Source organism: Actinoalloteichus spitiensis RMV-1378 (assembly GCF_000239155.1).
Classification (GTDB): domain Bacteria; phylum Actinomycetota; class Actinomycetes; order Mycobacteriales; family Pseudonocardiaceae; genus Actinoalloteichus_B; species Actinoalloteichus_B spitiensis.
Map to the genome: position 1 here is coordinate 1 of NZ_AGVX02000015.1, position 26,671 is coordinate 26,671.

Annotated in this window: 28 protein-coding genes; 9 read left to right on the forward strand and 19 right to left on the reverse strand. The window is 72.6% G+C overall.

Annotation, left to right across the window (positions count from 1 at the left end):
- Positions 1 to 25: 25 nt before the first annotated feature.
- The 7 genes from yhjD to ACTIDRAF_RS0200875 form a co-directional block, all read right to left on the reverse strand.
- Positions 26 to 1,111 (reverse strand): inner membrane protein YhjD, encoded by a 1,086-nt coding sequence (gene yhjD / locus ACTIDRAF_RS0200845; protein ID WP_016696814.1) that lies wholly within the window; start codon positions 1,109 to 1,111, stop codon positions 26 to 28.
- 355 nt (positions 1,112 to 1,466) lie between these two features.
- Entirely contained in the window at positions 1,467 to 2,645 is a 1,179-nt protein-coding gene (locus tag ACTIDRAF_RS26525) for a YhjD/YihY/BrkB family envelope integrity protein (protein WP_157162773.1), read from the reverse strand.
- An 82-nt stretch (positions 2,646 to 2,727) separates the two neighbouring features.
- On the reverse strand, positions 2,728 to 2,916 hold the full coding sequence (locus tag ACTIDRAF_RS26530) for a hypothetical protein (protein ID WP_157162774.1): 189 nt from the start codon (positions 2,914 to 2,916) through the stop codon (positions 2,728 to 2,730).
- Positions 2,917 to 3,260: 344 nt separating this feature from the next.
- Entirely contained in the window at positions 3,261 to 3,710 is a 450-nt protein-coding gene (locus tag ACTIDRAF_RS0200860; RefSeq protein ID WP_039785197.1) for an SgcJ/EcaC family oxidoreductase, read from the reverse strand.
- 178 nt (positions 3,711 to 3,888) lie between these two features.
- On the reverse strand, positions 3,889 to 4,374 hold the full coding sequence (locus ACTIDRAF_RS31665; protein WP_157162775.1) for a hypothetical protein: 486 nt from the start codon (positions 4,372 to 4,374) through the stop codon (positions 3,889 to 3,891).
- A gap of 248 nt (positions 4,375 to 4,622) precedes the next feature.
- Positions 4,623 to 5,417, reverse strand: coding sequence for an SAM-dependent methyltransferase (locus ACTIDRAF_RS0200870; RefSeq protein ID WP_016696819.1), 795 nt, complete (start codon positions 5,415 to 5,417; stop codon positions 4,623 to 4,625).
- Between the two features lie 73 nt (positions 5,418 to 5,490).
- A complete protein-coding gene (locus tag ACTIDRAF_RS0200875; protein ID WP_016696820.1) occupies positions 5,491 to 6,171 on the reverse strand; it encodes a TetR/AcrR family transcriptional regulator in 681 nt (226 codons plus the stop codon).
- 102 nt (positions 6,172 to 6,273) lie between these two features.
- Here ACTIDRAF_RS0200875 and ACTIDRAF_RS0200880 point away from each other — a divergent pair, with 102 nt between their 5' ends.
- On the forward strand, positions 6,274 to 7,017 hold the full coding sequence (locus tag ACTIDRAF_RS0200880; RefSeq protein ID WP_016696821.1) for a CPBP family intramembrane glutamic endopeptidase: 744 nt from the start codon (positions 6,274 to 6,276) through the stop codon (positions 7,015 to 7,017).
- A 101-nt stretch (positions 7,018 to 7,118) separates the two neighbouring features.
- On the opposite strand, the gene ACTIDRAF_RS0200885 is transcribed toward ACTIDRAF_RS0200880, so the two are convergent.
- Positions 7,119 to 8,039: a sigma factor gene (locus ACTIDRAF_RS0200885; RefSeq protein ID WP_245533398.1), complete on the reverse strand. Its 921-nt coding sequence runs from the start codon at positions 8,037 to 8,039 to the stop codon at positions 7,119 to 7,121.
- A 171-nt stretch (positions 8,040 to 8,210) separates the two neighbouring features.
- On the opposite strand from ACTIDRAF_RS0200885, the gene ACTIDRAF_RS0200890 reads away from it, so the two are divergent.
- Together ACTIDRAF_RS0200890 and ACTIDRAF_RS0200895 are read left to right on the forward strand one after the other, a co-directional pair.
- Entirely contained in the window at positions 8,211 to 8,522 is a 312-nt protein-coding gene (locus ACTIDRAF_RS0200890; RefSeq protein WP_016696823.1) for an antibiotic biosynthesis monooxygenase family protein, read from the forward strand.
- Entirely contained in the window at positions 8,519 to 8,872 is a 354-nt protein-coding gene (locus ACTIDRAF_RS0200895; protein WP_016696824.1) for a DoxX family protein, read from the forward strand. Before ACTIDRAF_RS0200890 ends, ACTIDRAF_RS0200895 begins: the two co-directional genes overlap by 4 nt.
- Positions 8,873 to 9,029: 157 nt before the next feature.
- Here ACTIDRAF_RS0200895 and ACTIDRAF_RS0200900 read toward each other — a convergent pair whose 3' ends face one another.
- The 3 genes from ACTIDRAF_RS0200900 to ACTIDRAF_RS0200910 form a co-directional block, all read right to left on the reverse strand.
- Positions 9,030 to 9,836 carry an exodeoxyribonuclease III gene (locus ACTIDRAF_RS0200900; protein WP_016696825.1) on the reverse strand — a complete coding sequence of 269 codons (807 nt, stop codon included), beginning with the start codon at positions 9,834 to 9,836 and terminating at the stop codon, positions 9,030 to 9,032.
- Between the two features lie 106 nt (positions 9,837 to 9,942).
- On the reverse strand, positions 9,943 to 10,278 hold the full coding sequence (locus ACTIDRAF_RS26540; RefSeq protein ID WP_016696826.1) for a hypothetical protein: 336 nt from the start codon (positions 10,276 to 10,278) through the stop codon (positions 9,943 to 9,945).
- Positions 10,279 to 10,518: 240 nt separating this feature from the next.
- Positions 10,519 to 11,742: an NADP-dependent isocitrate dehydrogenase gene (locus tag ACTIDRAF_RS0200910; protein WP_016696827.1), complete on the reverse strand. Its 1,224-nt coding sequence runs from the start codon at positions 11,740 to 11,742 to the stop codon at positions 10,519 to 10,521.
- A 225-nt stretch (positions 11,743 to 11,967) separates the two neighbouring features.
- Between ACTIDRAF_RS0200910 and ACTIDRAF_RS0200915 the strand changes: the two genes are divergently transcribed.
- The 4 genes from ACTIDRAF_RS0200915 (at position 11,968) to ACTIDRAF_RS0200935 (ending at position 14,501) form a co-directional block, all read left to right on the forward strand.
- Positions 11,968 to 12,774: a metal-dependent hydrolase gene (locus ACTIDRAF_RS0200915; RefSeq protein WP_016696828.1), complete on the forward strand. Its 807-nt coding sequence runs from the start codon at positions 11,968 to 11,970 to the stop codon at positions 12,772 to 12,774.
- A gap of 269 nt (positions 12,775 to 13,043) precedes the next feature.
- On the forward strand, positions 13,044 to 13,649 hold the full coding sequence (locus ACTIDRAF_RS0200925; protein WP_016696830.1) for a lytic polysaccharide monooxygenase auxiliary activity family 9 protein: 606 nt from the start codon (positions 13,044 to 13,046) through the stop codon (positions 13,647 to 13,649).
- A gap of 124 nt (positions 13,650 to 13,773) precedes the next feature.
- The gene (locus ACTIDRAF_RS31670) at positions 13,774 to 14,229 is read left to right on the forward strand and encodes a hypothetical protein (protein ID WP_016696831.1); all 456 of its coding nucleotides are present in this window, start codon (positions 13,774 to 13,776) and stop codon (positions 14,227 to 14,229) included.
- Positions 14,230 to 14,303: 74 nt separating this feature from the next.
- On the forward strand, positions 14,304 to 14,501 hold the full coding sequence (locus tag ACTIDRAF_RS0200935) for a DUF1918 domain-containing protein (RefSeq protein ID WP_016696832.1): 198 nt from the start codon (positions 14,304 to 14,306) through the stop codon (positions 14,499 to 14,501).
- Between the two features lie 131 nt (positions 14,502 to 14,632).
- Here ACTIDRAF_RS0200935 and mdh read toward each other — a convergent pair whose 3' ends face one another.
- Both mdh and ACTIDRAF_RS0200945 read right to left on the reverse strand, forming a co-directional pair.
- Entirely contained in the window at positions 14,633 to 15,589 is a 957-nt protein-coding gene (mdh, locus tag ACTIDRAF_RS0200940) for a malate dehydrogenase (protein ID WP_016696833.1), read from the reverse strand.
- A 306-nt stretch (positions 15,590 to 15,895) separates the two neighbouring features.
- Positions 15,896 to 16,594 carry a TetR/AcrR family transcriptional regulator gene (locus ACTIDRAF_RS0200945; protein WP_016696834.1) on the reverse strand — a complete coding sequence of 233 codons (699 nt, stop codon included), beginning with the start codon at positions 16,592 to 16,594 and terminating at the stop codon, positions 15,896 to 15,898.
- Between the two features lie 119 nt (positions 16,595 to 16,713).
- Here ACTIDRAF_RS0200945 and ACTIDRAF_RS0200950 point away from each other — a divergent pair, with 119 nt between their 5' ends.
- On the forward strand, positions 16,714 to 17,742 hold the full coding sequence (locus tag ACTIDRAF_RS0200950) for a medium chain dehydrogenase/reductase family protein (protein ID WP_016696835.1): 1,029 nt from the start codon (positions 16,714 to 16,716) through the stop codon (positions 17,740 to 17,742).
- 87 nt (positions 17,743 to 17,829) lie between these two features.
- Here the strand turns inward: ACTIDRAF_RS0200950 and ACTIDRAF_RS0200955 are convergent, their stop codons facing one another.
- The 4 genes from ACTIDRAF_RS0200955 to ACTIDRAF_RS26550 are packed head-to-tail and all read right to left on the reverse strand — an operon-like array spanning position 17,830 to position 21,281.
- The gene (locus tag ACTIDRAF_RS0200955) at positions 17,830 to 18,120 is read right to left on the reverse strand and encodes a DUF3017 domain-containing protein (protein ID WP_016696836.1); all 291 of its coding nucleotides are present in this window, start codon (positions 18,118 to 18,120) and stop codon (positions 17,830 to 17,832) included.
- Positions 18,117 to 18,974, reverse strand: a complete 858-nt coding sequence (locus ACTIDRAF_RS0200960; RefSeq protein WP_016696837.1) for a bifunctional methylenetetrahydrofolate dehydrogenase/methenyltetrahydrofolate cyclohydrolase — start codon at positions 18,972 to 18,974, stop codon at positions 18,117 to 18,119. Before ACTIDRAF_RS0200960 ends, ACTIDRAF_RS0200955 begins: the two co-directional genes overlap by 4 nt.
- Before the next feature lie 4 nt (positions 18,975 to 18,978).
- Positions 18,979 to 20,055 carry a DMT family transporter gene (locus ACTIDRAF_RS0200965; protein ID WP_016696838.1) on the reverse strand — a complete coding sequence of 359 codons (1,077 nt, stop codon included), beginning with the start codon at positions 20,053 to 20,055 and terminating at the stop codon, positions 18,979 to 18,981.
- Positions 20,052 to 21,281 carry an MFS transporter gene (locus ACTIDRAF_RS26550; protein WP_083886036.1) on the reverse strand — a complete coding sequence of 410 codons (1,230 nt, stop codon included), beginning with the start codon at positions 21,279 to 21,281 and terminating at the stop codon, positions 20,052 to 20,054. The genes ACTIDRAF_RS0200965 and ACTIDRAF_RS26550 overlap by 4 nt, the downstream gene beginning before the upstream one ends.
- A 613-nt stretch (positions 21,282 to 21,894) precedes the next feature.
- Between ACTIDRAF_RS26550 and ACTIDRAF_RS34700 the strand changes: the two genes are divergently transcribed.
- The gene (locus ACTIDRAF_RS34700) at positions 21,895 to 24,915 is read left to right on the forward strand and encodes a TNT domain-containing protein (protein WP_016696840.1); all 3,021 of its coding nucleotides are present in this window, start codon (positions 21,895 to 21,897) and stop codon (positions 24,913 to 24,915) included.
- Positions 24,916 to 24,991: 76 nt separating this feature from the next.
- Here the strand turns inward: ACTIDRAF_RS34700 and ACTIDRAF_RS0200980 are convergent, their stop codons facing one another.
- Positions 24,992 to 25,675 carry a pentapeptide repeat-containing protein gene (locus tag ACTIDRAF_RS0200980; RefSeq protein WP_016696841.1) on the reverse strand — a complete coding sequence of 228 codons (684 nt, stop codon included), beginning with the start codon at positions 25,673 to 25,675 and terminating at the stop codon, positions 24,992 to 24,994.
- A 451-nt stretch (positions 25,676 to 26,126) separates the two neighbouring features.
- On the reverse strand, positions 26,127 to 26,671 hold a 545-nt coding region (locus tag ACTIDRAF_RS0200990), incomplete at its 5' end, for a hypothetical protein (protein ID WP_016696843.1).

Genomic DNA, 26,671 nt, shown 5'->3' on the forward strand with positions numbered 1-26,671 from the left:
AGGGCACCGCTCGTCCTCGGAGACCTCAACCTCGTCGCCGCCACCACCGGCCGGCGCCCAGCCCGGTCAGCACGCCGACCCCGAACAGCCCGGCCGCCAGGCGGCCCCCGCCCCGGGCGTCGGGGCGGCGCAGGGCCACCGGGAGCTCGGTCGACAGCGGCGGAGCCGGCGGTTGGTGCGAGGTGGCGTCGGTGTGCGCCAGGTTCTCGGTGGCCGAGGCGGTCCAGGCGGCGACGAACAGCAGGAACCGCGCCACGAGGTAGATGAAGACGAGGAGACCGAGCACCGAACCGAAGGCGGCCCCGGCCGGCGACCGCGCAACGGACTGGAGGTAGACGCCTCCGACCTGCTTGAGCAGCTCGATCCCCACCGCCGCCACCAGCCCGCCCCACATCGCGGAGCGCAGGCTCACGGGTTTCCGGGGCAGCTTGGCCAGCACCCAGGTGAACACCAGCCAGTTCGCGGCCAGGACGAGCACCAGGCTCACCAGCCACAGCGACACGCGGGCCACCGCCGTCCGTTCCAGCCCGAGCAGGTCGAGGACCTCGCTGGCGAAGGCCGCGCCGAGGACGGTGAGCCCCACGCTGACCAGCAGGGCCAGTCCGAGGCCGACCAGCGCGAGCAGGTCGCGGACCAGGCGGCTGGTGAACGGAGGTCGTTCGAAGCTCTGGTTCCACTGCGCGGTCAACGCGTTGCGCAGGTTCGTCATCCAGCCCAGACCGGAGTAGAGGGCGGTGAGCAGGCCGAGGATGCCGACGACGGTGCGCTGGTCGATGGCCTGGGTGACGACCTCGTTCAACGTCGAGCTGAGGTCCGGTGTCGGTGCGGCCTCGGTGATCGCCGCGCGTGCCTGGTCCAGCAGCTGCTGGTTGTTGAAGAGCACGAAGCCGGCCACGGCGAACGCGACCATCAGCAGCGGCACCAACGCGAGGACGCTGAAGTAGGTGATCGCCGCCGCGTAGTGGTCACCGTGGTGTTCGGAGTACCGGGCGCCCGCCCGCACCAGCCGGTCGAGCCCGGGATGCCGGTCGCGGAGCCGGTCCAGGGTCGACTGGGCGTTGCGTCCGACGTCGCCGGCCCGCTGGGCCGGGCTCCGGTGCTCCTGGCTCATCCGGACAGTCTCACCCAGGTCCGCCGCTCCCGCTGATCACGCTCACCTCCGGGCGGGGTCGCCACGACCTCCGGCGGTCCTCCGGGGCCACTTCCCGTGTCGGCCGGTACTGCCGATCGACGATGTGCGCCAAGCGGTCACGGAACACTCGCGCCCGGGCCTCCAGGCCGGAGCGTGTCCTGTGGCAGCCGGAGAACCGCTACTGACCCCAACCGGAGCGACTCGTGCCAGGGCGGCCACCTCGTTCTGGCTGGCCCCGGGAAGCCGCCAACGATGGCGTCCCACCACACACCGCAACCAGACCCCGCGGGCCTCGTCCTCATCGCTCGCAGGGACGTACCCGCTCGCCCTCCCGCTACCAGCGCTCCCTCCGGCGCCGCCAGTTCAGCGCGACCGCCACCGCCACCCCCACGACCCCGGTGAGCACGGCGGTGCCGAGGCCGTGCGAGACCCGCACCACGGGGCGAATCACGGCCGGCCCGGGAGCCGGGACGGGCTCGGGTTCGGCGTTCTCCCTGGCGGTCGCCGTCCAGGCGGTGATCAGCAACAGGTACCGCGACATCAGGTAGCAGAAGATCAGCAGTCCGAACAGCGACCCGAACACCGCCGCGTTCGGGGAGTTGGACACCACCTTCAGGTACAGCGCCACGGCGTGGCGGAGCAGCTCCATGCCGACCGAGCCGGCCAGGGCGCCCAGCACTGCGGTCCGCAGCGCGACCGTCTTCCTGGGAAGCCGGGCGATCACCCAGAGGAAGACGAGGAAGGTGGCGGACATCGACAGGGTCACCGACAGCACCGCCAACGCGATCTGCCACAGCACACCGAACTCGTGGAGGTTGAAGGCCCGCAGCACGGTGACGGCGACGTCGCGTCCGACGAGCACCATCGCGAAGGAGAGCACCACTGCGGCGCCCAGGCTCGCCAGCACGGCGAGGTCGAGCAGTTTGGTGCGCCAGAACGACCTCCGCGCGGCGCGCAGCGGACCCCACTGGGCGGTCAACGCGTCACGCAGGTTGCTCATCCACCCGAGGCCCGAGTAGGCGGCGGCGAGGAGGCTGAGCACACCGACCGTGGAGCTGCGGTTGGCGGCCGCGTTGACCGCGACCTCCAGCGCACCGCCGATCAGGTCGGCGGGCACCGCGTCGAGCAGGATCCGTTCGAACTGCTGGAGCGCGGCGGGGAACGGCGCCAGCACCCAACCGGCGACGGTGAAGGACAGGAGCAGGAGGGGCACGATCGCGAGCACGCTGTAGTAGGTGATCGCGGCGGCGTAGTGGTTGCCGTTGCTGTCGCGGTAGCGTTCGGCCGCCACGACGAGGTGGTCGAGCCAGTAGTGCCGACGTCGGAGGCGGTGGAACCGGCCAACGAGCCGGAACATCCGGTCCAGCGGGTCGAACTCCTGGTCGCCGCTTCCTCGTCGACCGCTGGCGCCAGGTTGGGCGCGCTCATCACGGCCCCGTGCTGGCTGCGCGGCACTCGACGCGTCGCCGTCCGGTCCGCTGTCACGCCCCGGCCGGTTCGCTCTTCGCCCCACCGTCGGCCGTCCTCCCCCCGCTGTTCGTGGGGAGGCTATCCGACGCGCGGTGCCGGGCGGGGCGGAAAGACGGCCCCGGCCCTCAGGGCCGGTTGCCGGCGACGGCGGACTTGCGGCGGTGGCGGACCAGCCCGAGCACGAAACCCAGGATGCCGATGCCGATCGCGATGGATCCGACCGGTCCGCCGAACGCCATCCCGAGGTTCACGTCCGCGTCGACCGGTGCGGCGTCGCTCGGTTCCGCCGTGGTGGCCTGCGCGGACAGTGCCACGCCCGCCAGGGTCCATAACAGGGCAGCGACCAGGGCGGCCGCCGTTCGCGACACCACACGCGCCGTGCTCACAATTGCGCCTCCCTGCTGGCCCCCTGGTCCATAAGAGTGGACGAGAGGCAGACGAGTGTGCGGAGAACTACCGAACGTTCACGGAAACCACAGTCGTGTCGAACATTCGGTGGGCTCAAGACTCCACACAGGCTAGTGGCTGGGTTCGGTCGACCGGAAGGCACCCCTTCCGGTCGACGCGGACCATCCTGCCACGCGAGGCCCAGATGTCGAGGGCTCCCGGCCCTGCCGTCGGAACGCGGCACGATGCGAGGGCGCGGCGCCGGATGCGGCTATCCCCAGGAGGCGACGAGGGTGTTCAGCCGGGCCACCACCCACCAGCGACCACTCTCCCGCACGAGGACGTAGGTCGCGACCATGGACGGCTCCTGGTCGACCAGTTCCCCATCGGCGGTGGTGGCGCGCGCCGACTTGTGCGCGAGTGCCAGGTCAGGTCCGGGGAAGGTGACGTCGGTGACCTCGTAGCGCACGTACTGGTCGCGGAGGAACCCGGTGAGCGCGGCCCGGGTGTGGTCCAGGATCGCCTGGCGTCCCGTGACACGCGTGCCGGTGGCCGTGGTGATGGTCGCGTTCTCGGCGAAGTGCGCCACCATCAGCTCGGCGTCGTTGGTGTTGTAGGCGGTCTCGCTCTCCTCGATGATGTGCCGGATGGCCGCCTCGTCCGCCTCGTGGTCGGTGGTGGCGTCGTTGGTCGTCGTCGCGGTCCCGTTCGTCCCGTCCATGATCACGACCCTAGGACCTCAACCTTGGTAGAGGTCAAGGCCGCGGGGACGGGACGTACCACCGGGACGCCAGGTCGACCGGGCCACCGAGAGCTCGTCGTTCCCGGCGTCCGTCCGCCGCCGGGGCCGGCCGGCCCACGCCGGGCGCGCCTGGCCGAGCCGGCCCGGGCGAGCGGACTCAGCCGATCCGCACGAAGCTGTCGATCATCCCGCCCCAGGCTTCGCCGTCCCACTGGATCACGAGCCGGTCGCCGTCGGGGTGCAGTTCGATCGTGCCGGCGTCGCGGTGCCGGTCGGGCGTCTCGCAGTCCAGCACGATCCGGATGTCCTCGCCCGAATCGTTCAGCGTGCCGGGGCAGGACAGCGGGCCGGTGGTGTTCACGGTGCCGCCATCCACCAGCAGGGTGGCCACGTCGCCGTCCTCGACGATCGACTCCCACTCGCCGTCGGCGGAGAGGGCGGCGCCGTCCGCGCTCCCCTCCTCGCCGGTCCCCTCGCCAGCCTCCTCCGCCTCGGGGGTTCCGGGCTGCCGCTCCACGCTGGCCTGGGACTCCGAGATCCCGACGGCGGGCTCCGCGTCCTCCTCCGCTCCGCCGCAGCCCGCCACGACCAGCGCGGCGGCGAGGGAGACACCCACGATTCGGGCTGCCTGTCGCACAGTCATCCTCCACAAGTGGACCTGCCTCGACACGCGGTGCGCGTCGGGAGAGCGACCATACGCCACCCGTTCGGCGGTTGAATTCCCCAACCCGAGGGAATAGTTCACCCTAATGACGGAGTCGTCCGGGTATCCATCAACTCACGCATTTCCCAGAAGGACCCATCACCCGCGAAACAGGTGATATGCGACGGCGGTAGTCGGTGACGTTCGGTGGCGCCCCCGCGGTCGTGGCCCACCCCGGGGAGCGGGTGCTACGCGGTGCGCACCCCGACGGCCGCGTAGATGCCGCTGGTGGCGGGCTCGCCCGCGAAGGGGCCAGCGGGCCCGTCAGGGCGCCACGACGGCACCCAGCTGATGCCCGGGGCGAGCGGTTCCCAGCCCGCCAGCAACTCCGCCACCTGGTCGCGGGACCGGTCGACCAGCCGCGACGTGGACCGGGACCGGTACGCCTCGTACACCGCCGTGACGTGTTCACCCTGGCCGTCCCTGGTGACGTGGGTGAGCGCCAGGGCCGAACCGGGGGCCACCGCGTCGCGGTAGCGCGCCACGAGTTCGACCGGGCGGTCGCTGTCGGGAACGAAGTGCAGCAGGGCCACCATGAGGACCGCGACCGGTTCGCTCAGGTCGAGGTCCCGCCCGGCGAGCTCGAGCACGGTGTCGACATCGCGGGCGTCGGCCTGCTCGGCCGTCACGTGGGCGATGTGCTCCCGCTCGATGATGTTCCGGGAGTGCGCCACCGCCACCGGGTCGTTGTCGACGTACAACACGCGCGCCGTCGGGTCCTCCCGCTGCGCGATCTCGTGCACGTTGCCCATCGTCGGCAGTCCCGCTCCCAGGTCGAGGAACTGCCTGATCCCCAGCCCCTGCACGGCGCGCACCGCGCGCCGGAGGAACTCGCGGTTGGCCCGGGCCGCCGGGCGGACGACCGGGTCGACCCGCACCATCTCCTCGGCGAACCGCCGGTCGACCGCGAAGCTGTGCGACCCACCGAGCAGGTAGTCGTAGATGCGAGCGGGATTGGGTCGATCGACGTCGATCTCGGACATGCGCTGAACCTCCCACCACCGGGCGAGCCCCGAAGCCTAGGCGAGCGGGATGTCACACGCACCACCGAGTTGATCACACGCGGTGATCCTCGTCCCGCGCGCTACCCCCGGCCGGGGGGTTCGCGCCGCGCGGTGGCATCGGGGCCAGCGGTTCGGCCAGCGCCCGACACCACAGGGCCGTGACCGCCTCGACGACGGCATCCCGGTCGAGGGATGCGGGCGGGCGGAGGAAGGCCCCGTGCATCTGCGCCTCGATCCCCTGGACGGCGAGCAGGGCGGTGACCTCCGGGTCGGGGCCGCCGCGTCCCACCCGTCGCAGCTCGTCGGCGAACAGCGCCGCGAGGTGGCGCTCGCCGTCCCGGAGCCGTGCCACCAGCTCGGGAACGCGTGGTGCCTGGTCGAAGAGCAGCTGGTGCAGCTCCGGACGGTCGAGGTGCAGCGCGGCCACCGCTCCCACCAGCACGTGAACGGCGTCCTCCAGCCCCAGCTCCGCGCCCCTGATCTCGTCGAAGACCGTTCCCATGCCGCGCAGCGCGGCCTCGAGATGCCGCTCGGCCAGGGCGAGCAGCAGCGCGTCCTTGTTGGGGAAGTACTGGTACACGGAGCCGATCGAGACACCCGCCCGCTCCGCGACGTGGTTCGTGCTCGTCGCGCCGTACCCGTCGCGGTGGAAAAGCTGAGCGGCGGCTTCGAGGATCACCTCGACGGTGTGCCTCGACCGCTGCTGGCGAGGCCGTTTCCGGGGCGCGTACACGGCTCCTCCATGCGAGTACCAAAAACTGAGGATAGCTCATATTCTCGGTCTTCCACGCCCTGACCGGCGGTTCCACCCCTGCTCCCCGAGGAGAACCTCGTCATGCCGCTCGAGTTCCTGGGGTACGGCGCACGGATCGGCCCCGGCCTGCTGCTGGTGGCCCTGTGCTACTGGCTGACCCGCAGCGACCGCGACCCGCTGCTGCGGATCGTGCTGCTCATCCTCGGCTTCGTCCTCATCCGCGACGCCATGACCCCGGCCGGTTTCTGGACCTTCGGCGTCGTCGGTGGCACCGTCCCCTGGCTCCGGTTCACCGACGACGCGGCGGTCCTGCTGGTGTTCGGCGCGTCGACGCTGCTGGTCACCGCGTCCGTCCTGCGCTGGGCACCCGACCTCCGCTCGCTGGTCCGCTGGGGCGACCTCCGCCCCGGCACCGTGGCCCTGGGGCTCGGCGGCGGAGTGCTGGCCGCCGCGCCCGTCCTGCTGCTCTCCCTGGCCTGGCCCCTGGAGGAGCGCGGCGGTCACGTCGCCGGCACGCTCCTCCCGGCACTGCTCTTCCTGGCCCTCGCCGGCAACCTCGCCGAAGAAGTGCTGTTCCGGGGCTTCCTCCAGGGGCGCCTTGAGCAGACCTTCAGCCCCGCGCGGTCGGCGGTGCTCTCCGGGGTCCTCTTCGCCACCTGCCACGTCTTCCTCGCCTCGACCGTCACCGACGTCGGCTGGCCGCTGCTGGCCTTCACCCTCCTCGAGGGGCTGATCTGCGCGTACCTGCGACTCCGCAGAGGACTGGCCCCCGCCGTGCTGGCGCACGGCACCGCGATCTTCCTGCTGGCCAGCGGCCTGCCCTGAGCACGTCCCGGCCGGCCGGTGCCGCTCCCGGCCGAGCCGGCGGGTCGCCGGACCGCGCCGGGCGGCCCGCGCCGACCGGGCCGACCCCACCGGCGGTCCGGTCAGCCGGTTCCCACCCGGCCGAGCCCGTTCCAGCGGAGCAGTTTCCTCGGGTCGCGCACCACCCACACCTGGTGGACGGCGCCGGCGGCCATCCCGAGGGCGACGACCGCGAGCACCGCGCCCGAGGCGTCCCGCGCGACCAGTCCGGGGCTCCCGTTGACCTCCCCCTCGTCGATCACCAGGTCAGCCTGCCGACGACGCGCGGCGAGCAACATGCCCGCGACCTCCCGCGCCCCTCGCACCGGCTCCGACGGGGCGCTGACGAGACCACCACCGTCGACGACCGCCCCCGCCCCGGGGGCGAGCTGGCGGACGAGGGCGGTGAGGTCCCCGGCCTCCCAGGCGAGGCGGAAGGCGGTGCGCACCTCCGGCGGCACCCGCCCGCCGTAGTCGGTGTTCCCCGCGCTGGCAGCTCGGGCCTTGCGGCGGGCCTCGAAGGCCAGCTGGCGGCATGCCTGGGCCGTGCGGTCCAACACCGGGGAGATCTCCTCGTACCGGTAGGAGAAGACGTCGTGGAGGACGAAGGCCACCCTTTCGGCCGGGCTCATCGTCTCCATGACCACGAGCACGGCCAGGTCGAGGGACCCCAGGAGCGCCGCCTGCTCGGCCGGGTCGTCCGGAACACCGTTCGCGCCGCAGCTGGTCCAGGTCGGGCTCCCCGGTACCGGCTCGGGAAGCCACTCACCGACGGACCGCTCCCGCCGCACCCTGGCCGACCGCAACGTGTCCAGGCATATCCGGCTCACCGTGGTCATCAGCCACGCGGCCGGGACCCGGACGTCGCGGCGGCGGTCATCACCGAGGGCGTACCAGCGGGCGTAGGCCTCCTGGACCGCGTCCTCCGCGTCGGTGACCGACCCGAGCATGCGGTACGCGGCGGCCATCAACGGCCCTCGTTCGTCGCCCCGCACACCGCTCACCTCCGTTCCCCGCCGACGCGCGTGCCCCACTCTCCCCTGACGAGACGGGGGCCACCAGTGTCAGGTCCCCCGCTGAACGGTGCCCGGCCCCTGACAGCCGCCGCCCCCACCTCGTCATCACGGGGTGGGGGGGGGTACCGGACCCGCCCGGACCAGGGAAGGAACAGGGACATGGCCGAGGACACCGTCACGTTCGTCAACGTCCTGGAGGTGCGACCCGAGCACCAGGAGGACCTCGTCGCACTGCTCACCGAGGCCGTGGAGCGGGTGATCCGGCACCGTCCCGGATTCCTCTCAACGGTGCTCTACGCCAGCGTCGACGGCAGTCGGGTGGTCAACCACACGAGTTGGCGAACCCCCGAGGACGCCGCCGCGACCCAGCACGACCCGGGCGCGGCCGAGTACGCGCGCGCGGTCGCGCGGATCGCCACCGCCACACCGGGTCTCTACCGGGTCGTGGCACGCTCCGGAACGGGGAGGTGACGGCGGTGCTCGCCACGCTGGTCGTCGTGATCACGGCCGCGATCAACCTGGGGATCGCCGTCGCGGACCTCGTCCGCGCCCCGTTCGTCCTCGCGAACTCGGCGGAGGTCGGGGTCCCGGAACGGTGGCTGCCGGCCCTGGCCGCGCTCAAGGCCGCCGGCGCGCTCGGGCTGGTCCTCGGCCTCCTCGGCGTGACGTGGGTCGGGGTGGCGGCGGCCACCGGGCTCGTGCTGTTCTACCTGGGTGCGATCGCGGCCCACATCCGTGCCCGCGTCCTCCACAACCTCGCCTTCCCCGCCCTGTTCCTCGGCGGCGCGGTGGCCTCGTTCGTGGTGCTGCTCCCACCGTGACCGCCCGTTCCCCGGCGCGACGGGTCGACCTGATGCGCCCGGCGCCGGGGACCGCCCGGTCGCGGCGGCGGACATCGCCGCACCTCGGGCAGTCGCGGGCACCGGGAGCGGGAGCGGTCGAGGGCGGCACCTCGATGCCGCGGGGAACTGGCGGCGGTCAGTCGACCGACCAGTCGTAGGTGACGGTCACCGGTGCGTGGTCGCTCCACCGCTCGCCGTGGCTGGCCGCCCGCTCCACGACGGCGGAGGTGGCCCGCTCCGCGAGGCCGGGGGTCGCCACCTGGTAGTCGATGCGCCAGCCGGAGTCCTTGTCGAACGCCCGCCCCCGGTAGGACCACCAGCTGTACGGGCCGGGCCCCTCCGGGCTCAAGCGCCGGTGGACGTCGACGTACCCGGCCTCGTCGAACACCCGGCCGAGCCAGGCCCGCTCCTCGGGGAGGAACCCCGCCGCCTTCCGGTTGGCCTTCCAGTTCTTCAGGTCGATCTCCTGGTGCGCGATGTTCCAGTCACCGCACACCAGCACCTCCTGGCCGCTGGCCGCGCTCTTCTCCCGCCGTTCCACCAGGTAGGCGTAGAAGGACTCCATGAACCGCTCCTTCTCGTCCTGCCGGGGGGTGCCCACCTCGCCGCTGGGCAGGTAGAGGCTGGCGACGACGAGACCGGGCAGCTCGATCTCCACGTAACGCCCGGACCGGTCGAACTCGCTGTCGCCGAACCCGACGCGCACCGCCTCCGGGGCCCAGCGGCTGAGCAGCGACACACCGGCCCGCCCCTTCTGGTCGGACTCGGCGTGCACCGGGTGCCAGCCCTCAGGGGTGCGGATCGCCGCCGGCAGGTCCTCCGGGGTCGCCCGGACCTCCTGGAGGCAGACCACGTCCGCCGACGTGGTGGCCAGCCACTCCTGGTAGCCCTTCCTGGCGGCGGCGCGGAGACCGTTGACGTTGACCGTGGATACCGTCAGCACTCCGCGAGACTACAAGCCACCCGACGCGGGAGGAGTGCCCCCAACCAGGGGATACGTCACACCGCCGGCACCGAGGCCGGAACCGGGGCGGTGTCCGGGCCGGTGCTCAGCGGCACAGCTCCCCCGAGACGTGCCGCAGGTCGCCGTCGTCGATCCACCGGCCGTTGCCCAGCTTGCGGAACCCGTTCTCCACCGTCTCCTGGGTCCCGGTCACCACTCCCCGGTCGAGGCCACCGATGGTGGGCTCGTCGTGCCCCGGCCCCGCGCGGACCGGGGAGTGACCGGCCACCACCTCGTACTCGCAGGGGCTGCCGAACAGGGGGCGGAGGCGGCGTTCCTGGTGGGCCGCCCCGTCCTCGCTCTGCTCCATGATGATGACGCCGACACCGAGGACCGTCGCGCCCACCAGTGCCCACACCCGCTTCGACGCCACCTCGACCATCCCCCCGATCCACCAGGTCGCCCAGCAGAGAACCGCGCGGTTACAGGTTGGGTCACCTCGGCGGCCGCTACCGAGCCACTACCGCCGAATCCACCCGTTCGGGGTGCGTCTCCGCGGCGCGGGCAGCGGGGGGAACCACCGTCCCGCCGGGGCAGGAGCGGGAAAGCCGTCGGCCCCCGAACCCGTCGGGGTTCGGGGGCCGATCCGCGTGCCGTCCCGGGGAGGGCGTCGTGCCCTCGGTCAGGCGGCGACCTTCCTGGCCAGGTTCTCGTCCAGGGTCGCCAGGAACTCCTCGGTGGTCTGGAACGGCGTGTCGCCGCCGACCAGCAGGGCGAGGTCCTTGGTCATCTTGCCGCTCTCGACGGTCTCGATGACGACCTTCTCCAGCGTCTGCGCGAAGCCGACGACCTCGGGGGTGTTGTCCAGCTTGCCCCGGTGTGCCAGGCCCCGGGTCCACGCGAAGATCGAGGCGATCGGGTTCGTGGAGGTGGGCTTGCCCTGCTGGTGCTGCCGGTAGTGGCGGGTCACGGTGCCGTGGGCCGCCTCGGCCTCGACGGTGCGCCCGTCGGGGCTCATCAGCACGGAGGTCATCAGGCCGAGGGAGCCGAAGCCCTGCGCGACGGTGTCGGACTGCACGTCGCCGTCGTAGTTCTTGCAGGCCCACACGTAGCCGCCCTCCCACTTCATGGCGGCGGCCACCATGTCGTCGATGAGGCGGTGCTCGTAGGTGAGGCCCTTGGCGTCGAACTCGGCCTTGAACTCGTTCTCGAAGACCTCGGCGAACACGTCCTTGAACATGCCGTCGTAGGCCTTGAGGATGGTGTTCTTGGTCGACATGTAGACCGGGTAGCCGCGCTGCAGGCCGTAGGAGAAGGACGCGCGGGCGAAGTCCTCGATCGACTTGCGGTAGTTGTACATGCCGAGGGCGACGCCGCCGCCCTCCGGGAAGTTCGCGACCTCCAGCTCGATCGGCTCGCCCTCACCCTCGGGGGTGTAGGTGATGGTGACGGTGCCCGGGCCGGGGACCTTGAAGTCGCTGGCCTTGTACTGGTCGCCGTGCGCGTGCCGGCCGATGATGATCGGCTGCGTCCAGCCGGGCACCAGCCTGGGGATGTTTGAGATGATGATCGGCTCGCGGAAGACGACACCGCCGAGGATGTTGCGGATGGTGCCGTTCGGGCTCCGCCACATCTTCTTCAGGCCGAACTCCTCGACCCGCGCCTCGTCGGGCGTGATGGTGGCGCACTTGACGCCGACGCCGTGCTTGTTGATCGCGTTGGCCGCGTCGACCGTGATCTGGTCGTCGGTGGCATCCCGGCTCTCGATGCCCAGGTCGTAGTACTCAAGGTCGACGTCCAGGTAGGGGTGGACGAGCTTGTCCTTGATGAACTGCCAGATGATCCTGGTCATCTCGTCGCCGTCGAGCTCGACGACCTTGCCCTCTACCTTGATCTTGCTGCTCATGGCGCCGGAGCGCTCCTCTCCCGTGTCACCGCGTACCGTCCAAGCGGTACAAGCGTACTGGTATACGTGCGGTGCTGGACAGGGCGTCGTCCACGAATCACGGTTCGACCTGACGGCTCGCCGCCCGCTCCACCCCGACGACACCACCGGGTGCCGGCGACCCGTGCCGGGCGTGTCTCGCGGACCCTCTAACCTCCCAAGATCGGGTGATCTTCGGGAGGGCACATGGCGACCGGGCCGACACACGCCATCAGCGGGCTGGCCACCTGGGCAGCGGTGACGGCCCTGGCCAACACGCACAGCATAGGCCAGCTGTCCCCGAAGACCTGGGTGGTCGGTGCCACCCTCGCCTCGGGAGCCGCGCTCCTCCCCGACATCGACCACCCCAACTCGACGGTGGCCCGCACCTTCGGTTCCGCCAGCAGGGGTGTCTCGGCGGCGGTGAACACCATCAGCGGCTGGGTCTACAAGGTCACCAAGACGAAGAAGGACTCCAACCGGGACGGCGGCCACCGCGGGCTAACCCACACCCTGGTGTTCGCCCTGCTGATGGGGGTCATCACGACCGCCGTCGTGCAGGCCAGCGACGGCGGGGCGCTGGCCGTGCTGATGTTCGTCTTCGCCGGGCTGGCGATCCGGGGGATCATGCACCAGTGGTGCCCTCGCCGGGACGCCGCCCTGATCACGGTGGCCTCGTTGGTGCTGACCGTGCTCTGCTGGGCCTGGGCCGGAACCGAGCCGCACAACCCCGCCGTGTTCGGGGTCGCGGTGATCCTCGGCTGCACGGCGCACTACCTGGGAGACGCGATCACCCAGCAGGGCTGTTCGATGTTCTGGCCGGTACCCATCAAATGGAAGACCTGGTATCCGGTCCGGTTACCGAAGGCCTTCCGCATGAGCACCGGCAGCAAAGTGGAAATGGTCGTCGTGCTGCCGCTGCTGACGGTGGTCGCCACCATTCTCTCGGCCATCGTCCTCTACCGAACGGGCGCCGCCCCGTGGCTCGCCGAGTTGGGGATCCTGAACCGCTAGCGACAGGATCCGGGCATCACCGCTGGTAAAGGGTGCGCCCTCGCGCCGAGGGGTTCGTCGACCCGCTCGACGAACCCTTTGTCCTCGGCCGAGACGAACACCAGGGCGGGCATGAGTCGAAGTAATGGTCCAACTCCTTTCCCAACACGGAGCGACACCAGTACCCACACCCGAACAGCACGCTTTTTCCTCGGATCGGATCTGTCGGTGGGTGATTTTCCTCCGTAGCGTGCCGGTTGCCAGCACCTGTCGAAGGGAGTGCTCACCACATGTTCACCCAACGAATCCGGCGTGCGGCCGGAGCGGCACTGCTCGGTCTTCTCCCACTCCTCGGCGTCACCGCGTTCGCCGGAACGGCGCAGGGTCACGGCTGGACCCAAAACCCCGCCAGTCGACAGGACCACTGCGCGTCCGGTGCCGTCACCGGTTGCGGCGAGATCCAGTGGGAGCCCCAGAGCGTCGAGGGTCCGAAGGGTTTCCCCGCCTCGGGCCCGGCGGACGGCACCATCTGCGCGGGCGGCAACGGCCGGTTCTCCCAACTCGACGACCCCCGGGGGGCGGGGTGGCCGACGACTCCGCTCACCAGCGGAGCGCAGCACGAGTTCCGGTGGCGGATCAGCGTCTCGCACGCCACCAGCTCGTGGCGGTACTTCGTCACGCGTGACGGCTGGAACCCGAACCAGCCGCTGAGCCGGGCCCAGCTGGAGCCGACGCCGTTCCTCAGCGTCGACTACGGCGGGCAGCGACCGCCGTCGGTCTACGCGCACACCGGCACCCTGCCGAACAAGAGCGGCCACCACGTCATCCTGGCCGTGTGGGACATCGCCGACACCGGGAACGCCTTCTACGCCTGCTCGGACGTGCGGTTCAGCTGAGAGCCGAACGCGCTGCTCCAGGCGGCCCTGCCGGCCGGGAACCCACCACGGCTTCGCGTCACCCTCGGTAACGTGCCCTACGGGCCGCGAGTCCGGCCCGAACCGAGGGCGGGAGGAAACGCAGATGAGGGTGAGCGTGAAGTCGTCGGCCGGCAGGACCCGGCGCGCGGTGGGCGTGGGCATCAGCGCCCTGGCGCTCGGCGCGCTGCTGGTGGGCTGCGGCGAGGTCCAGGAGGCCCAGCAGGAGCTGAGCAACGCCATCGACCAGGGGCGTGAACGACTGGAGCACGGCCAGCAGCACATCGACCGGGCCACCACCTGCGCCGAGGCGCTGGGCATCGTCGGGTTCTTCGAGTCCGTCGGCAACGCGGTGTCGAACCCGGAGGAGACCGCGCAGCAGGCGCGGGAGCGCGCCGAGGAACTGGCGACCCTGGCCGCGGAGACCACCGACGAGGACGTGGCCAACGCGTTGCGCGAGATGAGCGACTCGGCCGCCAACCTTGCGGAGAACGGCGTCGGGTCGGACACCGTCGAGACCGTCGAGAACCAGGTCCAGGTGTTGCGGGACGCCTGCCTCTGACGTCCGGATCCCTTCGCCACCGGCCTGCGTCCCGCCGCCCGCTTCCGTAGCCTGGATGGCGGAGGTGACCAGCGATGCGAGCGGATGTAGGCGACCGGCTGCACATGCACAGCAGAACCGTGGGCCAGCAGGACCGCACCGGCGAGATCGTCGAGGTGCGCGGCCCTGAGGGCGAACCGCCCTACCTGGTCCGGTTCCCCGACGGAAGCGAGGCACTGATGTTCCCCGGGGCGGACTGCCTCGTGGAACCCCCCCTGCCCGAACGAGGCTGACCGGGCGGTCCTCCGCGGGGAGGAGGACCACAGGCTCGGCGGCACCGCGCACGTCGGCGCCGCCCCGCACGGGGACGGCGCCGACCTTCTCAGCTCACACCCGCACCCGGCCGGAGCGGCCGGCTGGCGGTTCAGAGGCTCTGGACGTCGGCCTGCTTCGCGCGGACGGCCTCGGCGGCCTCCTTCAGCGCGGCCAGCTCGGTGTCGGTGAGGTCACGCTCGACGACCTTGCGCACGCCCTCCTTGGCCAGCTCGGCGGTCACGCCCAGGTAGACGCCCGAGATGCCGTACTCACCGTCGACCCACGCGCACACCGGCAGGACCTCGCCGGAGTCCTCGTGCACGGCCTTGGCCATCCGGGCGGCGGCGGCCGAGGGAGCGTAGTAGGCGGAACCGGTCTTGAGCAGCGCGACCACCTCGGCGCCACCGTTGCGGGTCCGGGTGACCAGCTCCTCCACCTTCTCGGCCGGCAGGGCCTCGGTGAGGGGCGTTCCGTCGACCGAGGACGCGGAGGGCACCGGCACCATCGTGTCGCCGTGCGACCCGAGGGTCAGGGTGGTCACGGAGCTCACCGGCACGTTCAGCTCCTCGGCCACGAAGTTCGTGAACCGGGCGGTGTCGAGGATGCCGGCCTGGCCCAGCACCCGGTTCTTCGGGAACTGGGTGGCGATCTGGGCGAGCGCGGTCATCTCGTCCAGCGGGTTGGACACGACGATGACGACGGCCTCGGGCGCGTGCTTGGCGACGTTCTCCGAGACCTGGCGGACGATCTTGGCGTTGGTCTCGATGAGGTCCATCCGGCTCATGCCCGGCTTGCGGGGCAGACCAGCCGTGATGATCACGATCTCGGCGCCGGCGATGGCCTCGTAGCCCTCACCGTTGGGGCCGGTGGTCTGGCCGACGACCCTCGTCTCGAAACCCTCGACGGCCCGGGACTGGTTCATGTCCAGGGCGAGCCCCTCGGGCTTGCCTTCCAGGATGTCGGTGAGCACCACGGTCTCGAAGATGTCGTACTCGGCCAACCGCTGAGCGGTGGTGGAGCCATAGAAACCGGCGCCGACGACGGCGACCTTTCCGGAACGTGCCACTTGGGGGGTCCTCCCGATCCGCGTCTTGGGTGGGTTCCCCGGGCGCGACGCTGGGCGGGCACGGCGACGTCACGTTCGTCGTGAGCCAGCCCGGAATCACCTGTTCGGCGACGGCCACGGCACCGGGACCGCGCGCCGGCACGCCGCCGGCGCGCTCGGAGATTACCAAGCCGGAGGCCGTCGGAGCCCCCGGTGGTGAGCAGGGTCTCCGCCGGGGGTGCGGCGCGCCGCCGCGCGGGGGAACGCCTCGTCCGACCGACCGCGCGGCGGTGGCCGCCCCGGGGTGAGCCGGGCGCGGCCGAGTCCTCAGTGGCCGGCGAGCAGGGCGTCGAGTTCCACCCGCAGCACCGCCTCGGGATCCACCCCGGTGGCGGTGAACTGCCCCACCAGGGCGAGGCTGATGAGGCCGTGCAGCCGGGTCCAGCACCGGACCGCGCGCAGGGCGACCTCAGGCGGGACGGGGGCGCCCCCACGGTCGGCCACCCACCCGGCGAGCTGGTCGCGGAGCCGCCCCCCGCTGACCGCGCTCGTCTCGGCCGGGCCGGCCGGGAGCTCCGCCAGGACGTCGAACAGCACCGCCATCGGCCGGAACGCCTGCTCGAAGGTGTCCTCGGGGGCCGCGTACCCGGGCACCGGCGCCCCGAACAGGAGCAGGTACCGGTGCGGCATCTCCGTGCTCCACGTCCACATCGCCTGGACGAAGGCGCGCAGGCGGAGCTCGGGGGCCGCCTCGCCCCTCTCGGGCACGGCCACGTCGACGGCCTCGGCCAGCCCCCGGTATCCCTCGCACACCAGGTCGGTCAGCAGGGCGTCGCGGTTGGCGAAGTACCGGTACAGGGCGGGCCCCGTCACGCCCATCCGGCGTGCGATCGAGTTCAGCGACAGCGCCGCCCCGCCTCCCTCGGCGACCTGTTCCCACGCCAGGTCCTTGATCTCCCGCAGGGTCAGCTCCCGGTAGCGGGCGCGGGGCGGGCGTCGGGACGACGGGCTCGCGGCCTCGGGCACGGCGGATCTCCTCTACGGCGGACGACGGGCTCGGCGCCCGCTTGACAGGCAGATGGTAACTAGCTCATTCTCTAGTTATAGGTTCTAACTAAGGTGACATCCTGTCATGGAGGTGGGTCGTGCTGGTCAGGCAGATGGAACTGAGCGGGCTCGGAGGTCCCGAACGTCTGGTCGCCCGCGAACGGGAGGTGCCCGCGCCCGGCGCCGGCGAGGTGCGCGTCAGGGTGGAGGCGAGCGGGGTCGCCTTCGCCGAGGTGCAGATGCTGCGTGGCCGCTATCCGATGCAACCCCGCTTCCCCTTCGTGCCCGGTTACGACCTGGTCGGCCGGATCACCTCGGTGGGGACGGCGGTCACGGGCCTCGCGCCGGGCGACCGGGTCGCGGCGATGCCCCGCACCGGGGCCTGGGCGGACGAGGTGGTGCTTCCCGCGTCCGAGGTCGTGCCGGTCCCCGCCGGGGTGGACCCGGGAGACGCCGTCGCCCTGGTGACCAACGGCGTGACCGCCTGGCAGCTCGCGCACCGCAGCGCGTCGGTGGGGCCGGGGCAGACGGTGCTCGTGCACGGGGCGACCGGCGGGGTGGGCGGGCTGCTCGCGCGGCTGTGCCGCCAGGCGGGCGCGACGGTGGTGGGCACGGCCTCGGAGGCGAACCAGGAAGCGCTCCGGTCCGAGGGCGTCGTTCCCGTCGACTACCGCTCCCCCGACCTCACCGAACGGCTCCGCCGCCACGCGCCGCACGGCTACGACGCCGTGTTCGACCACCTCGGTCCCCGGAGCGTCGCCCGGTCACGCGCCCTGCTCGCGCGGGGCGGACGGGTCGTCAGCTACGGGTCGGCGGCGACGCTGCGCGACGAGGGCGGGCCCCTGCGCCCCTACCTGCGGATGCTCGGCGGGTTGCTGTGGTGGGACACGCTCGGCGAACCACGGCTCACCCGGCGGCGCCGGGTCTCCCTCTACTACGTGCGGCCCGGGCGGAGGTTCCGCGAGGACCTCACCACCGTGTTCGGCCTGCTCGCGGCGGGCACCCTCACCCCGGTGATCCATTCCCGGCACCCGATGTCCCGGGCCGCCGACGCACTGCGGGAGCTGAGCCGGGGTGGCGTGCACGGGAAGATCGTGCTGGTGGCCGACCAGGAACGAGCCGTCTGAGGCGGGGGCGGGTGCGGCAGGCCGGCCAGGTCGCCCTACGCCCCTCACGAGGGCTCACCGCTGGGCGGGCCGGGGCCGAGCCCCGCGTCAGCCCAGCGGGCCACCCTCGATGGTCAGGGCGACCAGCACCACCATGCCGCCCAGCAGGCCGTAGAGCAGCACGTCCACCCCGCGACCCCGGATCTTCAACAGGCCGGCCTGCTCGTCGGCCAACAGGACCCGCAGCCCGGCGGCCAGCAGGAGCGCGCCGCCCAACAGCACGGACCCCTCCCGCCAGTGCCCCATGAACACCCGGACGAAGCCGAGCACCACCACGGCGATCACCAGCAGGAAGGAGAACTGGGGCGCCGTCGCCCGCCCCTTGGGGCGACCGCTCACGCGCGGTCCGCCGCCCGCTCGGCGGCCTCCACCACGTTCAGCAACAGCATGGCCCTGGTCATCGGACCGACCCCGCCCGGCATCGGCGCCAGGTACCCGGCGGTCTCCCGCGTCTCCGGCGCGACGTCACCCACCAGGCCCTCGTCCGTGCGGGTGATGCCGACGTCGAGGACCGCCGCCCCCGGCTTGATGCTGTCCGGCCGGACAAGCCCGGGAACGCCGGCGGCGGCCACGACCACGTCGGCGCGCCGCAGCTCCGCGTCCAGGTCCCGGGTTCCGGTGTGGCAGAGGGTGACCGTGGCGTTCTCGGAACGGCGGGTCAACAGCAGCCCCAGGGGACGCCCGACCGTGACCCCGCGTCCGACCACGGCCACGTTCGCCCCGGCGAGCGGCACGTCGTAGCGGCGCAACAACTCGACGATGCCCCGGGGGGTGCACGGCAGCGGCCCCGGCTCGCCGAGCACCAACCGGCCGAGGTTGACCGGCTGCAGGCCGTCGGCGTCCTTGGCGGGGTCGATGCGCTCCAACACCGTCCCGGCATCCAGCCGCCCCGGCAACGGCAGCTGCACGAGGTACCCCGTGCAGGCCGGGTCGGCGTTCAGCTCGTCGACGGCCGCCTCGACCTCGCCCTGGCTCGCCGTGGCCGGGAGGTCGACGCGGATCGACTCGATCCCCACCTTCGCGCAGTCCCGGTGCTTGCCCCGGACGTACGCGTGCGACCCGGGGTCATCGCCGACGAGGACCGTCGCGAGCCCCGGTGTCACCCCGCGAGCGCGCAGCGCGTCGACCCGCTGCCGCAACTCCGCGAAGATCGTGTTCCTGGTGGCCTTGCCGTCGAGGATCGTGGCGCTCACGGGCCTATCGTTCCAGACCCCGACCCCGCCGGGTTCGGCCGGGCACCACCGCCAGGACCGCGCCGAGCAGTGTCAGCGCGCTGCCAGCCAGGGTCGCCACCGACATCGGCCCGTCCGTGGCCGGCAACACCAGGTCCAGCAGGACGGCCCCGGAAAGCTGGCCGGCGACCGCGCTCATCGCGAACACCAGCACGCCGGTGTGGCGGACCGCCACCGCGCCGATCGCGATGAAGAGCACGCCGAGCGGCCCGCCGACGTAGAGCACGGGCTCGGCCGGCAACGGGGCCGGCCGGTCACCGAGGACGAGCAGAACGGCCAACGCGACCAGCAGACCAGTCAGACCGACCACGAAGTTCACCAGCGTCGGCGGCAGCGGAGACCGGGCCACCACGCCGACCTGGCCGTTCACCGCCTGCTGCCAGGCGATGGCCACGCCGGCCAGCGCGGGCAGCACGGCCAGCCCGAGCCGGGAGGGGTCGCTCAACTCCCCGGACATCGCGATCACGACGGCGCACAGCGCGATCACCGCGCCCACCATCCGCAACCACGTCACCGGGCGTTTCCCGCCCGGCCCGACACCCAGCCGATCCACGACCATCCCCGAGGTGACCTGTCCGGCGACCACCGCGACCGTGAACACCGCGACTCCCACGCTCCCGACGGTCAGCCCCTGGCTGAGCACCAGGAAGGCCCCGCACAGCCCGCCGAGGCAGTGCCACCACCGCAACCTCGGTTCGCCGGGGGCCGCTGGTGACGGTGCCCGAGCACCGGAACCGGTGGTGTCGCGAGGCCGGGACGACGAGGAACCGGGCGAACCGCCGCCGGAGCGCAGCGCCGCGAGCACACGTCCCAGGCCCCGGCGCGCGGTGGGAGACGCCAGGGCGAAGAGGGCGACGAGCAGGAGACCGGTCCCGAAGGACACCACGGCCGCCGCGACCCCGCTCCCCAGCCGGCCCGCCAGTTCCCCGTTGACCCGCGACTGGGCCGCCATGCCCAGTCCGGCGACCACCGCGCCGGCGATGCCCAGCGCGAGGAGACGAGAGGGCTGGCCGTTCCCGGCGGTGGGGGGTTCAGTCGTCACGTCCGCTCATACTGCGCCATGTCCGGACCGGCCTCCCGCGACGGCCGGGTCAGATGTCGCGCGAGTAACACCGCGACGAGGCACCAGGACGCCGCGACCGCCGCCGTCACCGACGGGTTGGCGGCGTCGAGCAACCACCCGGTGACCACACTGGCCAGGGCTCCGCCCGCCGTGGTCGCGGCCGCGAACCAGCCGAACACCTCGGCCTGCCTCCCGGCAGGGGCGATCCGCCCCACCAGACCGTTCATCGCGGCCAGGGCTGGCGCGATCGCCAGCCCGCTGACCACCAGCACCCCGGCCAGCAGCCACGGGGAGGGATCGGGGTGGACGGGGGGCAGCACCAGGCTGATCGCCGCCAGCCCACCCAGGACCGCGCCGATCCGCGGCCACAGCCGGGGCTCGCCGCGGAGCCCCCCGGCCACGAACCCGCCCACCAGTGAACCCGCCCCCCACGCGGCGGCCAGCAACCCCGCCAGGGCCGGCGTGCCCCGATCCCGGGCCCACGCGACGATGAGCAGGTCGATCGCGATCACGGAGGCGACGAAGGCGAACCCCATCACGAGCGAACCCCGGAGCCTGGGCACCCGGAACACCGAACCACTCGCCCTCGCCGACCGGTGGGTCAACGAGGCGCGCGCCGAGAGGAGCTCCGTCCGGCTCGCGGCGAACGCGAACCCCGCCACCCCGACCAGGGCGAGGGCGGCGCAGAGCAGCACCGCCGCCATCGGGCTGACGACCGCGACGACCATCGCCGCCAGCACCGGGGCGACCACGAAGAGCAGTTCCTGGAGCGTCGCCTCCACGGCGTAGGCGGCCTCCCGCGCGGTCCGCTCGGGGATGCTGGCCCACACCGCCCTGCTCACCTGGGTCACGGGCGGCATGAAGCACCCGGTGACGAACGCCACGAGCGGGGCGGCGTACCACCAGTCCGCCGGCCACCACGAGAGCGCCGCCAGCCCGCCCGCGTACACCAGCCCGGTCACCAGCAGCAGTCGAGGAACCGAACCGTGGTCGGCGGCCCGACCGCGCAGCGGTCCCGCCACCACCTGGCCGGCCGTGAGGGCTCCTGTCACGAGACCGGCGACCAGGTAGGAGCCGGCCCAGTCCGCGACGAGGAACGTGAGCGCGATGGGGACTCCCGGTTGGTACAACCGCCCCAGCAGCGACCAGAGCAGCAGACTGAGGACACCTGGCACGTCGGCGAGTCGCCGGTAGGGAGCGAGCACCAGGCCAGCGTGCACCAGACGCCACCGCGGCACATCGGCTTTTCCGGCGGGCGGGCGCGGCCGGGCTACGAGGTGGTCTCCGGCCACCGGTCAGGTCCTCGTCCGCGCGAGCCGAGTCAAGGCGACCGGGGAGCCCGGGGACCACGGGACGGACGCGGCAGGTCTCCGACTTCGGAACACCGCTCCTGCCCCGCGCTGCGCTCTGCGCGAACACCTTCGGGCCGTCCCGCCTGCCGGGAGGGTGGGCACCCGGGTCGTCAGTCGCCCGCACAGGTGAGCCCGCCCGCAGGAGCCGACCGGCGAACATCGCTGGCCGCGCGGTGGGGAGGGCGGTCGTCCCCATTCCTCGGCGGCGCCCCGAACCGTCCGAAAGCACCGGTCATGCTCGTTACGGTTCATGTTGTTGCACGACCGCACACCGTTCGGGCGACCCCGATCGAGCGGTGGCCTCGCCCGATCCGACGAGCCTCGTCACCGGCAGCGTTGTATGCGGAACAGCACGCGTGGTTACCAGCGACAGCGGTGTTTTCGGCCCGCCAGGTGGGCGTAGTCTCAGCCGTTGTTTCCGCCCACCCCGGACCACGACTCCGGCTCCGTCAGAGAGGATGTAGCTATGTCCCGTCCGACGGCGAACAGTCCGGAAGATCAGGCAGCGCTCGCGCGAAAGATCGGCGTCGCGGTGTTGGGCGCCGCTCCGCCCGGGTGGCAGCGCATCCGGGTGGAATACCGCGCTGCCGGCCAACGAGCCGAGACGGTCGGAGAGGTCGTCGGACCCGACGGCGAGTCACAGGGCTGGGAACCGCCCGCCGAGTGCGCTCCCCTGTTCGACCAGCTGCGGCACGGCATGTACCGGCCAGGTGTCGGCACCTGGCTCTCCGCCTTCTACGTGGTGGAGCGGCCGTCCAACTACCGGATCGACGTCAACCTGAACCAGGAGCCGGGCTGGGACCCGCCGCTGCCCGACGCGGTGTACCGCGAGGAGCTCCAACGCTTCCCCCGCGCCGAGGAACACATCCCGGACTGGCTGCGGCAGCGCTTGGGCACCTCGTCACGTCCGTCCGGTGAGGACGCTCCCCGGCGTGGCGTCCCCCAGCTCGGCGATCCCACCCAGGCCGCGGAGCTCGTCCGGGAGGACGCGACCGACCTGCTGCCCGGTTCGGTGGTCGAGGAACTGCGTTCGTACACCATGGACGGTGGGCAGGCGGCGCCGAGGGCCGAGGAGCAGCACCAGAACAACGGCTTCGGTGGCCCACCGAACAACGGGTACCAACACGAGAACAACGGCTACCAGCACGGCCGCCGCGCGGAGTCAGCGCAGGAGCCCGACCGGCCCGGCGACGCGGCCGGGGACGGGGGCTTCTCCGTCGCCCGTGTCTTCGACGGCACCAGGGAGGACGGCCGCCCGATGATCAACAGGGCGGCCGTGGACCCGGCGGACCGCGAGGTCCTCCTCGCCTACCTCGACCACGCCCCCGTGGTCCTGGACACCCGGAACCCCACCCCGGATCCCTTCGGGGCGGACGGGCGGGCGACCGTACCGGCGAGCTGGCACACCGACGGTCGGTGGATCTGGTCGGCGGCGGTCGGCTACCACCTCCGCCGCCACGGTGTCCCGCCGGTGCCCGAGCTGGTGGACCACGTGCGCTCCCAGCGGTTCGAGCTCCCCCCGGTCGGCGAGGACGTGCTCGCGGCCGCCGCCGCGCTGCTGCACCAGCGGATGCCGGAGACCCGGGGGGCCCAGCGCGAGCAGCAGCCCGGCCCGGACTTCCCCCTCGGCCATGGCGGCGGGTTCCGCGACGACCTCGAGGACGCCGTGACGGGAGTCCTGCCGGCGGCCACGGACCCGTCCGGACCGGACGGGCAGCACCCTGCCGCCCCGGAGAGCGCGCACCAGCAGCACGAGCGGGTCGAGGACCAGCCGCCGCCCGAGGCCCGGGCCCAGTCCGACACCGCCGGGTACTACTCGGACTTCGAGGAGGAGCCGGCGTACCGGGACTCCGGCTACCCCGACGAGCGGTACGGCCAGCGCTACGACGACTCCCCGGGCTTCCCGGAGCAGCCCTACCCGGACCAGCAGACCTACCCGGACCAGTCCTTCCCCGACCAGTCCTTCCAGGAGCCGGCCCGCCTCCAGCCCGGTGACGACCACGAGTCCTCGGCGCGCCACGACGACCAGGCGGGCTACCAGGACGGGGGCGGAGCCGGCGCGTTCCAGGAGCCACCGGCCTTCGACGGCGGCCAGCCCTACCCGGACTCCGGCGGGTACGAACGCCAGCACGACTACGAGCGGGACCGCGCGGAGCCGTACCGGGAGGACCGGCACTACGACGCCGACGGTCTCGACGACGAGGCCGAGGCGGCGGCGATCGAGGACGAGGCGAGCATCGACCAGCTGCGGCAGCGGTTGGCCGACCTCGGGGTCGACCCGGAGGGTTTCCGGGTAGGAGTCGTGGAGGAGGACGTCTGGTGCCTGCTCCGCGAGGACGTCGCCGGGGAGGAGGAGACCTGGTCGGTCTTCTGGTCGGAGCACGGCGAGCGGTACGACGAGGTCCACTTCGGCCAGGTGAACCAGGCCTGCGCCTACCTGCTGGGGGCGCTGCTGATGGCGCACCCGCACGACCACGAGGAGCCACCCCGGCCGGTGGCGGACACGGGTGGCGAGCGGGGTGACCGTCGTGATCACCACGGGAACGAGGACTTCCGCCGGGATCCCCACGAGGAGCCCGAGGAGCCCAGGGACCCCGAGGAACCGCCCCGCAACCTCCCCGACCCCTTCGCCGGGGGCGGTGTCGCGATTCCGCCGGCGAGTGGCGGCGACCCCTTCGAGGAGGGGCCACACCGTTTCGACTACGACCCGCAGGACGGTCCGCCCATGCTGGACCTGGGCATCGGCGGCGGCCCCCGGCAGATCCGGTTGCCGCTAAACCAGTCGCAGCGCGGCGAGGAGGCGCCGTCGCGCGATCTTCCCCCGGACCCGGAACCGGGTCCCGAGCAGCGGGAGGAGGTGCCGGCCGGGCACTGGCAGGACGACCCGGAGGAGGCCGACCCCGCCCGCCAGGTCACCAGCGCCCTGGCCGTTCCGCCGCCGGCACCGCAGCGCCCAGCGCCAGCCGTGGAACAGACCGACGGGGCGTACGACCTCGGCCAGCGCGAACAGGGCGTCCCGCAGCACGAACCGGTCGGGGGCGGGCACGAGGCCGCCGGGCAGCCCGCCCGCCGGCAGGCCACCGACGTCCAGCCGTCCGCGGCACGCCAGGCCGTTCGCGGGCAGGGCTCGGAACAGCAGAGCATCATCCGGCCGCTGAAGGGGGAGCCGCCGCTCACCCTGTTCCGGGAACGTCGGCTTCTCATGCTCCAGGCCGGCACGGAGATCGACAGGTTCGGGGAGCCGGACGGCAACGTCAGCTACAGCGCGGGGACCCCGTACGAGCAGCGTTCGTTGCCGCCGCAGTGGGTCAACCGCTCCTACCGCGCCTACCGGCTGCTGCGCCCGCTCCAGGTGCTGACCGGGGTGGCCGTGCCGTGGTTCGAACAGCCGGGCGGCGGTCTGGTGTACATCCTGCCCCGGTCGATCACCGACCTGGTGGAGGACGGCGCGCTGGCGGAGCTCCCCGAGGCGACTCCTCCCGCGTGACGTGGGCGGGGGCGGCCGTCGCCGACGCCGCCCCCGGCGCGGACGACCCGCTACCCGCCATCACGGGTTCCGGGCCCTAGTCGACCACCAGGCCGTGCGCCACGGCGAAGGTGATGGCCTGCGCCGTGTCGACCCTGGCACCGGCCACCGCCGCCTGCCGGAACGCTCCCGGGTCGATCACCGCTCCCCGCAGGTCGGCCTCGGTCAGGTTCGCCTCGGTGAGGCGAGCACCCCCCAGGTCGGCGTCCCGGAGGTCCGCGTGGCTCAGGTTCGCCTGGAAGAGGTCCGCCTCCCGGAGGCGGACGCCGGACAGCACGACCCGGCGCAGGTCCGCGCCCGGCAGGGCCACCAGGGTCAGGTCCGTCTCCCGGAACCGCACGGGCCGCAACCGCGCGTCCTCGAAGCTCGACCCGAGCAACGAGCATCCCTCGAAGGTGCTGCCGGTCAGCACGGTCCGCCGGAACACGCAGGACCGGAAGGCGCTGGCGGTGTGCTGGGACTCGCCCAGGTCCGCGCCGCCGAAGTCGCACCGGGTGAACGTGCAGCCGACCGTGACCAGTTCACGCAGGTCGGCCTCGGTGAAGTCGCAGTCCTCGAAGGACCGCCGCTCCCACCGCAGCCGGGGCAGCCGCGCGAAGGAGTAGTCCGCTGCCACCTCCGGTGGTTCGGCCTGGATCGGGGGTTCGGCCGGCCGTCCAGGGGAGCGCGCGGGTTCCGGGTCGCTGGCGGAGTGGTCGGACGGGGAGGGGCGGTGGGTCACCGTGCCACCGTAGGCCAGCGGTCGGACGTGGTTTCGCCGCGCGCGGCCGGACGCCGGCTCGGTCCTGGTCGCGCCTGGCCACCAGGTCGCGGGCCCATCCGGGTGCCCTACGGCGGCGCGCGGTGTCGCCGTGCCCGAGCCAGGGCACGAGCGCGGCCGTCGGTCCGGTGAGCCGTCGTCGTGGCGCGGCGCTGGTCACCGGGGCGAGGGGTGCGGGCCGCGCGGAACGGTCGCGCGGGCCGAGGTCCCCCTCGGCCGCGTGCCGGTTCAGCCCAGGTCTTCACGCACTCCGGTGGACTTCCTCGCCGCGGCGGTGCGCGCTCGTGGCCGTCCCGGTCGGTGCCGTGGGCGCGAGCTGCCGCCCGGGACCGTGGTGCGGGCGTCGCGGTGTCGCACGGGAGTCCCGGCACGGGCGGCACACCGCGACCGCCGTCCTGGTCGACGGGTGCACCTAGTCGACGACGCCCATCCACTCGCCTGGGACGGCCTCGCGCAACGCGGCCAACGCGACCGGGGTACGCGCGCGGACCCACAACCAGGACCGGCCGTCGTCGCGCACCACGAGGTCCGGTGCGCTGAACCAACGGACCTCGGAGCCGGGGACCGCCCACACCGGGTACTCCGGCATCGGCAGTCGGCGGCAGTACCGCTCCACGAGCTCCACGTCGTCGGCGTCCAGGTACCGGTTGTCCACGACACCGGCCGGGCCGAACAACGACTCCGACAGCACCAGTTCCACCGCCGCCAGGGACACCGAGGGCAGGAAGGCCTCGTTCCCGGCGGACAGTTCGTGCTGGAGCAGGACGGGCGGGTCCGCCTCCGCGAGCTGGTCGACCGCGACCCCCCACCGGGCGGTGTCCTGGTTCTCCTCGCGGAAGACCAGCAGCCCCCCGTGCTCGTCGACGTGGAGCCGGTCGGGGGGCAGCAGCGTGTCCTGCGCGCTCGTCACGTCCGTCCGCCGACCGAGCAGCCCGTAGAACTCGCGGAGCGCCACCG

Bases quoted from the DNA above. Each gene is read 5' to 3' on its own strand.
- yhjD (WP_016696814.1), bottom strand. From the start codon at position 1,111: ATGAGCCAGGAGCACCGGAGCCCGGCCCAGCGGGCCGGCGACGTCGGA.
- ACTIDRAF_RS0200860 (WP_039785197.1), bottom strand. From the start codon at position 3,710: ATGGACGGGACGAACGGGACCGCGACGACGACCAACGACGCCACCACC.
- ACTIDRAF_RS31665 (WP_157162775.1), bottom strand. From the start codon at position 4,374: ATGACTGTGCGACAGGCAGCCCGAATCGTGGGTGTCTCCCTCGCCGCC.
- ACTIDRAF_RS0200870 (WP_016696819.1), bottom strand. From the start codon at position 5,417: ATGTCCGAGATCGACGTCGATCGACCCAATCCCGCTCGCATCTACGAC.
- ACTIDRAF_RS0200880 (WP_016696821.1), top strand. From the start codon at position 6,274: ATGCCGCTCGAGTTCCTGGGGTACGGCGCACGGATCGGCCCCGGCCTG.
- ACTIDRAF_RS0200890 (WP_016696823.1), top strand. From the start codon at position 8,211: ATGGCCGAGGACACCGTCACGTTCGTCAACGTCCTGGAGGTGCGACCC.
- ACTIDRAF_RS26540 (WP_016696826.1), bottom strand. From the start codon at position 10,278: ATGGTCGAGGTGGCGTCGAAGCGGGTGTGGGCACTGGTGGGCGCGACG.
- ACTIDRAF_RS0200910 (WP_016696827.1), bottom strand. From the start codon at position 11,742: ATGAGCAGCAAGATCAAGGTAGAGGGCAAGGTCGTCGAGCTCGACGGC.
- ACTIDRAF_RS0200915 (WP_016696828.1), top strand. From the start codon at position 11,968: ATGGCGACCGGGCCGACACACGCCATCAGCGGGCTGGCCACCTGGGCA.
- ACTIDRAF_RS0200925 (WP_016696830.1), top strand. From the start codon at position 13,044: ATGTTCACCCAACGAATCCGGCGTGCGGCCGGAGCGGCACTGCTCGGT.
- ACTIDRAF_RS31670 (WP_016696831.1), top strand. From the start codon at position 13,774: ATGAGGGTGAGCGTGAAGTCGTCGGCCGGCAGGACCCGGCGCGCGGTG.
- ACTIDRAF_RS0200935 (WP_016696832.1), top strand. From the start codon at position 14,304: ATGCGAGCGGATGTAGGCGACCGGCTGCACATGCACAGCAGAACCGTG.
- ACTIDRAF_RS34700 (WP_016696840.1), top strand. From the start codon at position 21,895: ATGTCCCGTCCGACGGCGAACAGTCCGGAAGATCAGGCAGCGCTCGCG.